We start from the raw sequence: 6,528 nt of genomic DNA on the forward strand, positions 1-6,528 counted from the left end.
GCGGTGCGCCAGGCGCGCATCGCGCTGGAGCGTGCGCAGCTCGACCTGGCCCGCACCGAAGTTCACGCACCCAGCGACGGCACCATCACCAACCTCGACCTGCGCGCCGGCGATTTCGCCGACACGGGCAAGCCGCGCATGGCCCTGGTCCGGCGCGACGACATCTGGATCTACGGCTACTTCGAGGAAACCAAGCTGCCGCAGGTGCACGTCGGTGATCCGGTCGACATTCGCCTGATGGCCGGCGACGTGCACCTGCGCGGCCATGTCGACAGCGTCGCGGTGGGTATCGCCGATGGCGCCAGCCCTACCAGCGAGAACCTGCTCGCCCAGGTCGAGCCCACCTTCAACTGGATCCGGCTGGCCCAGCGGGTGCCGGTGCGCGTGCGCATCGACGCGTCCTCGATCCCGCGCGGCGCCGTGCTCGCCGCCGGCATGAGCGCCACCCTGGTCGTGCAGGGAAACCGGCGCGGCTGATGGTCAGGCCGGCCGTGGCCGGCGCAACAGCCGCAACGGCGCGGGCACGCCGCCCTGCTCGGCGGTGAGGCCGGACATCACCAGCCGCCGGAACGGCCGGAGCCGTGCGCCGGCACCCAGCGCCAGCTTGCGCAGCGCGCGCGCCGGGCGGCGGTCGTCGGTATACAGGCCGGCCAGTGCGTTGGTCGCCAGGTACAGCGGCCGCGTGGCCAGCCGCAGGCGGCGTTCATAGCGCGCCAGCAGCGCCGGCGCGGCGATGGATCGCCCAGCGGCCCGCGCGGCACGCAGCTCGCGCGCCAGCAGGTCCTGCCCGAGCAGGCCGAAATTGAAGCCGTGCGCGGTGACCGGGTGCATGCCCACGGCCGCGTCGCCGATCAACGCAAAACGCTCGGCCACGAAACGCTTCGCATACACGCCCACCAGCGGATAGGCGCAGCGCGGGCCGGCCACGCTCATCGCGCCCAACCGATCCTGGAAGCGCTCAGCCATGGCCGCTTCCAGCGCCGCATCGTTCAGCGCCAGCAGCTCGCGCATTGCCGGCGGGGCCAGGGTCAGCACCACCGACGAGGTATGCGCATCGTGCAGCGGCAGCAGGGCCAGGGTCTGGCCGTGGCCGAACCACTCCCACGCCACCTCTTCGTGCGGTACCTGGTGGCGCATGCGCAGCACCAGCATGGTCTTGCCGAAGTCGCGCATCTCCGCGCCAATGCCCATCGCGCGGCGCGTCTCGGAGAAACGGCTGTCCGCCGCCGCCACCAGTTGCGCGTGCAGCGTCTCGCCGTTGTCCAGCTCAACCTCGGCGCCGTTGGGCCCGGTGCGCACGGCGTCGACCCGTGCGCCAGTGATGCGCTCGACCTCGGGCAAGCCTGCCACCTCTTCGTATGCCGCACGGCGGATCGCGTGGTTCGACAGCAGCCAGCCCAGCTGTTCCTTGCCGGCCTCGCCGTGGCGGAACATCAGCCCGTCGCGGTCGTCGCCATCGAGCACCATGGCGTCACGCAGCGTGCCGATCTCCTCCTCGCGCAGGCGCGCCCACAGGCCCAGTTCACGCAGCAGTCGCCGTGAGCGGTGGGTGATCGCGATCTCGCGGCCGTCGTCGGCTGGCGTCATCAGCGCCGCCTCTTCCTGCCGCTCCACCAGCGCGATGCGCAGGCCGCTGTCTTTCAGCGAGCGGGCGAAGCACAAGCCGGCAGGGCCGGCACCGATGACCACGATATCGAACGACATGGGCAGAACCCTCCCGGGGTTGATCGTCGGCAAACGACGAGGCACGACGCCGGCCCGCGCCGACGCCGCTCAGGACAGCATCGCCGGCCGCGGCCGCGTCAGCCGCCGCAACCGCCGCAGCAGATCGACGGCAACTGCACCACCTGCTTCGGCGCCACCGACCAGCCGACCTGACGCAACACCTCGATCAGGTCCGCCGCCGTCGCCGAGGCGGATACGCGCATCACCAGGCCGCTCATGTCCAGGTCGGCCACCGCAGTGGGATCGACACTGAACAGGGCATCCTGCACCACGGCCGGATCAGGGGCGGCCTCGGTCAAGGCAATATGGAATTCCATCGGATTTCCTCGTTTCATGGGCACCGCATCGGCGCCGTCGACGTCCATGTTCGGCACGCCCTCGGGCTGCCACCTTGATCCAGATCAAGCGCGCAGCGGGCCATTTCGACCCGGCTGGCGGCCATTCGTCGCATGGACAATCTCCACAAAAAGGCGCCGCCATGCCCTTGCAGCTCTACGCCCACCCGTTCTCCTCCTACTGCCAGAAGGTGCTCGTTGCGCTGTACGAGAACGGCATTGCGTTCGAATTTCGAATGGCGCGTGCTCACGCCGGACGATGCCACCACCGACACCGAGTTCGCCGCGCTGTGGCCGGTCCGCCGCTTTCCCCTGCTGCGCGATGGCGAACGCACGGTGGTCGAGTCGAGCGTCATCATCGAGTACCTCGACCGGCATTACCCCGGCACCGCCCCGCTGATTCCCGTCGACGCCGATACCGCACTGGAGGCGCGCCTGCTCGACCGCTTCTTCGACAACTACGTGCAGACGCCGCAGCAGCAGATCGTGTTCGACAGCCTGCGCCCCGCGGCCGACCGCGACCCCTACGGCGTGAAGGATGCACGTGCCCTGCTCGACACCGCCTACGCCTGGCTGGAGAGGAAACTCACCGGTCGCCACTGGGCCACCGGCAACGATTTCAGCCTCGCCGACTGCTCCGCCGCGCCTGCGCTGTTCTACGCCGACTGGACCCATCGCATCCCGGCGGGATGCGCCAACCTGCAGGCTTACCGGCAACGCCTGTTCGCGCGCCCCTCGTTCGCCCGCGCGGTGGACGAGGCGCGACCGTACCGCTCGTACTTCCCGCTCGGTGCGCCCGACCGCGACTGAGGCGCGTGCCATCGGCCGCGACATCGAGCTCGCCATGCCCCGCTTCGTAGGGCGGGCACGGCCCGCCGCTCTTGATGGCGCGCACCGTTGAAAAGCACGGCGGGTCGTGCCCGCCCTGCGAAGCGAGGGCGGACCGCGCCGCCTGCCGCGGTTACGGCGCGTCACTCGACCGGCAGGGCCGCGGCGCGGCGCAACCGGCGCCCCTTCCACAGGTAGCCGATGCCCAGCAGCACGAACCACACCGGGCTGGCGATCAGCGCCTCGCGCGTATCCGGCTGCAGGCTCAGGAGCACCAGCACGAACACGAAGAACGCCAGGCACACCCAGCACATGAACACGCCGCCGGGCATCTTGTAGATGGACGCCTCATGCAGCTGCGGGCGCTTGCGCCGGTAGGCCATGTAGGCGAACAGGATCAGCGACCAGACGAACATGAACAGCACCGCCGACAGCGTGGTGATCAGCGTGAACGCGGTGATCAGGTCGGGGATCAGGTAGATCATCGCCGCGCCCAGCAGCAGGCAGAAGCAGGAGAACAACAGGCCCAGCGACGGCACCGCCGCCCGCGACAGCCGCGCGAACGCCTTCGGCGCGTGCCGCTCCTCGGCCAGGCCGTACAGCATGCGGCTGGTGGAGAAGATGCCGCTGTTGGCCGAGGAGGTAGCCGAGGTCAGCACCACGAAGTTGATCAGGCTGGCTGCGGCCGGGATGCCCGCCAGCACGAACAATTCGACGAACGGGCTCTTGCCCGCTTCCACCAGGCGCCACGGCGTCACCATCATGATCGCAACCAGGGCCAGCACGTAGAAGATGATGATGCGCACCGGAATCGAGTTGATCGCCTTCGGCAGGTTGCGCTTCGGGTCGGCCGTCTCGGCGGCGGTGGTGCCGACCAGCTCGATGCCGACGAAGGCGAACACCGCAATCTGGAAGCCGGCGAAGAAGCCACTCATGCCCTGCGGGAAGAACCCTCCGTCATTCCACAGATTGGCCAGCGAAGCCTGGTGCCCGCTCGGCGAGGTGAAGCCCCACGCAACCAGCGCGAAGCCGGTGACGATCAGCGCGATGATCGCGACGATCTTGATCAGTGCGAACCAGAACTCCATCTCGCCGAACAGCTTCACCGTGACCAGGTTCAGGCTGAGCAGCAGCAATACGCACAGCACCGCGGGAATCCACGGCGCCAGCCCGGGGAACCAGAATTGCGCGTAGGCGGCGATCGCGATCACGTCGGCGATCGCGGTGATCACCCAGCAGAACCAGTAGGTCCAGCCACAGAAGAAACCGGCCCACGGTCCGAGCAGGTCGGTAGAGAAGTCGATGAAGGACTTGTACTCGAGGTTGGACAAGAGCAGCTCGCCCATCGCCCGCATCACGAAGAACAGCATCACGCCGATGATCAGGTAGACCAGCAGGATCGACGGGCCCGCCAGGCTGATCGTCTTGCCCGAGCCCATGAACAGGCCGGTGCCGATCGCGCCGCCGATGGCGATCAGCTGCAGGTGCCGGTTGGAAAGGCTGCGCCTCAGGTGCTCGGGGTGTTCCAGCGATGCGGTCATGCGGCGCGCCTTGGCGTTGGGAAGCCGCCAACATACCGAAAAGCGCCCGCCGCATCCACGCGCCGCGCAACGCGCCATCCGCCGCCGCCACGGCCAAGCCGCCATCCCAGCGAGGTGCTTTTCAGCAGCCGGAGGCGGGTCAAGCTGGGATCCAGTGCCTCGGCAATTGTTTGAAGACCCTGGATTCCAGCTTGACCTTCGCTGTTGAAAGGCACCTCGCTGAAATAACGGGCAAGACTGGATCAGATCATCCCTAGTGCTGTCCGCTCGGCCGCGGCGGCACGCTGCGCAGATAGGCGTACAGCGCGCCGACCTCCTCGTCGGTGAGGAAGCGGGTCACCCGCACCGGCATGTAGTCGGTCTTCAGCGCGCGGCCGCCCGGCGTCACGCCCTCGCGCAACGCCTTCTTCAGGTCGGCCTCGCCCCAGCTCGCCAGGCCGCTCGGGTCCGGCGTGAGGTTGGCGGCATCGGGCCAGTCCGGCGGCGTGCCCGGGATGTGGCCGCCGGAGAACCCCTTGCCGTGGCAGCCGGCGCAGGCGGTGGCGAGATAGGCGCCGTAGGCGGCGGTGGGACCGGCCGGCGGCGGCTCGCCATGCTGCACGGCGTGGTCGACGATCTCCGCCGGCAGCAGCGGCACCTTGCCGGCCACGAACAGCACGCGCCCCAGCGGGCCGACCCGGTTCGCCGGCGGCGTGCGTTCGACCGCCGGCACGCTGTGCAGATAGGCCAGCAGGTCGCCCAGGTCCTCATCACCGAGGTGACTGAACTCCTGCGCCGGCATGAACAGCAGCGAGCGCCCGTCCGGCGCCACGCCGTGGCGGATCGCGCGCACCCGGTCCACGTCGGTGAGCTTGCCGCCCGGACCGGCCGGCGTGAGGTTGGGGCCCGACAGCCGGGCGAACAGCGGATTGTCGATGAAGGTGGCGCCGCCCAGGTCGGCGCCGTGGCAATCCTTGCAGCCACGGATCGCGGCGAGGTGACTGCCCCGCTCCACCGCCGCCGCATCGGTGGGCACCGCCGGCACCGGCGGGTCGATCCGGTACACCTTCGCCATGCGCCGCTCGCTCAGCACATACGCCGAGAGCGCCACCGCCACCAGCAAAACCAGCACGACGGCGCCCAGGCGCCCGAGCCATTTCCACGCCCTGCGCATATAGCTTCCTCCCCATCCCCCGATGCGGAAGCACGCAGGCTAGCGCGATGCCGGGCGGTGCGCCATCGAAAACCCAAGGGGGACATGGTCAATCCGTGCCGCGCCCAGGGCGCACCGGCGTGGAGGGCCAAGGCTCAATCAGGCATGCCCCTCTAATTCCGGGAGCAGTCAGCCTGACCGATTCGCATCAGAAGCAGCGCATAACCTGCACACCAGAAGAACCATGATGCGAAAAGAAAGCGTTGTACGAGGCCATACAAGGGCTTGATGAGCGGCCACAGCCCCGCCGGTCGGCCCAATGGCACGAGATTGATTGCGATGGCCAGCACAACCAGGACGTACATGACCATTGAAAACAATGTGGCCCGCCTCGCACGGGGCGATTTTCTGCAAACCAGCGCCGCAGCCAGCGGTGCCTGCAAGCCAACGGTCTCGGACAAGCCAAAAACATTGTGGAGCGGGTGCGGAAAGGCAAATAGGCCCACCCCCATGCATGAGATGGCCATGGCACCGACGACATAGGCCGGAAGCGCCGAGCAGCCAAGGTCATGGAGGGAACGGGCGATAGCGCCAGCGCAGACGACAAGGCACGCAGCAACGAGCCAAAGCAGAACACCGAACGCGACCTGCCCCGGAGAACCGACCTCTCCAAGTTCGCTGACGGTCTGGCGAACATGGCTGTAGCCCGGAGTGATCAGGCCGATGGCAAAAGTACCTGCGAAAAAAAGCAGCGCCGCAAAAGGACCAAACCAAAGACGGGAATTCGTCATGAGGGCCAGCACCCCGAAGTGAAGTGGCGTAACCGCCCGCCTCGAATGAGTGGTCAGGCTTGCGCCCAGTGAAAAGCGGCCGGCTCATTCAGCGCTATAGACAGGTTAGCGGCGACGGGGCCCGTCCACCTCGAACGAAATGTTAGACGATTGCTGACGGATTCAACTTTGAAGTG

The 6,528-nt window shown here is 68.0% G+C and carries 7 protein-coding genes; 2 read left to right on the plus strand and 5 right to left on the minus strand.

Translation table 11 applies throughout. The features are described 5' to 3' along the window. On the plus strand, window positions 1–477 hold a 477-nt coding region (locus UUA_RS18015), incomplete at its 5' end, for an HlyD family secretion protein (RefSeq protein ID WP_008439567.1). Between the two features lie 3 nt (window positions 478–480). On the opposite strand, the gene ubiM is transcribed toward UUA_RS18015, so the two are convergent. Both ubiM and UUA_RS18025 read right to left on the minus strand, forming a co-directional pair. Next, window positions 481–1,704 (minus strand): 5-demethoxyubiquinol-8 5-hydroxylase UbiM, encoded by a 1,224-nt coding sequence (gene ubiM, locus UUA_RS18020; protein WP_008439568.1) that lies wholly within the window; start codon window positions 1,702–1,704, stop codon window positions 481–483. A gap of 98 nt (window positions 1,705–1,802) precedes the next feature. Then, the gene (locus tag UUA_RS18025) at window positions 1,803–2,042 is read right to left on the minus strand and encodes a hypothetical protein (protein WP_008439570.1); all 240 of its coding nucleotides are present in this window, start codon (window positions 2,040–2,042) and stop codon (window positions 1,803–1,805) included. A gap of 237 nt (window positions 2,043–2,279) precedes the next feature. Here UUA_RS18025 and UUA_RS18030 point away from each other — a divergent pair, with 237 nt between their 5' ends. Further along, window positions 2,280–2,870, plus strand: a complete 591-nt coding sequence (locus UUA_RS18030; protein ID WP_235605871.1) for a glutathione S-transferase family protein — start codon at window positions 2,280–2,282, stop codon at window positions 2,868–2,870. 161 nt (window positions 2,871–3,031) lie between these two features. Here the strand turns inward: UUA_RS18030 and cycA are convergent, their stop codons facing one another. The 3 genes from cycA to UUA_RS18045 form a co-directional block, all read right to left on the minus strand. Continuing rightward, window positions 3,032–4,429 carry a D-serine/D-alanine/glycine transporter gene (gene cycA, locus UUA_RS18035; protein ID WP_008439573.1) on the minus strand — a complete coding sequence of 466 codons (1,398 nt, stop codon included), beginning with the start codon at window positions 4,427–4,429 and terminating at the stop codon, window positions 3,032–3,034. 253 nt (window positions 4,430–4,682) lie between these two features. Beyond that, a complete protein-coding gene (locus UUA_RS18040; RefSeq protein WP_008439574.1) occupies window positions 4,683–5,582 on the minus strand; it encodes a c-type cytochrome in 900 nt (299 codons plus the stop codon). A gap of 152 nt (window positions 5,583–5,734) precedes the next feature. Then, window positions 5,735–6,352: a DUF998 domain-containing protein gene (locus UUA_RS18045; RefSeq protein WP_008439575.1), complete on the minus strand. Its 618-nt coding sequence runs from the start codon at window positions 6,350–6,352 to the stop codon at window positions 5,735–5,737. Window positions 6,353–6,528: the final 176 nt, after the last annotated feature.

Source organism: Rhodanobacter thiooxydans LCS2 (genome assembly GCF_000264375.1).
Lineage (GTDB): Bacteria > Pseudomonadota > Gammaproteobacteria > Xanthomonadales > Rhodanobacteraceae > Rhodanobacter > Rhodanobacter thiooxydans.

What these genes read in the sequence shown, in the direction of transcription:
- ubiM (WP_008439568.1), bottom strand. Translation starts at nt 1,704, where the DNA reads ATGTCGTTCGATATCGTGGTCATCGGTGCCGGCCCTGCCGGCTTGTGC.
- UUA_RS18025 (WP_008439570.1), bottom strand. Translation starts at nt 2,042, where the DNA reads ATGGAATTCCATATTGCCTTGACCGAGGCCGCCCCTGATCCGGCCGTG.
- cycA (WP_008439573.1), bottom strand. Translation starts at nt 4,429, where the DNA reads ATGACCGCATCGCTGGAACACCCCGAGCACCTGAGGCGCAGCCTTTCC.
- UUA_RS18040 (WP_008439574.1), bottom strand. Translation starts at nt 5,582, where the DNA reads ATGCGCAGGGCGTGGAAATGGCTCGGGCGCCTGGGCGCCGTCGTGCTG.
- UUA_RS18045 (WP_008439575.1), bottom strand. Translation starts at nt 6,352, where the DNA reads ATGACGAATTCCCGTCTTTGGTTTGGTCCTTTTGCGGCGCTGCTTTTT.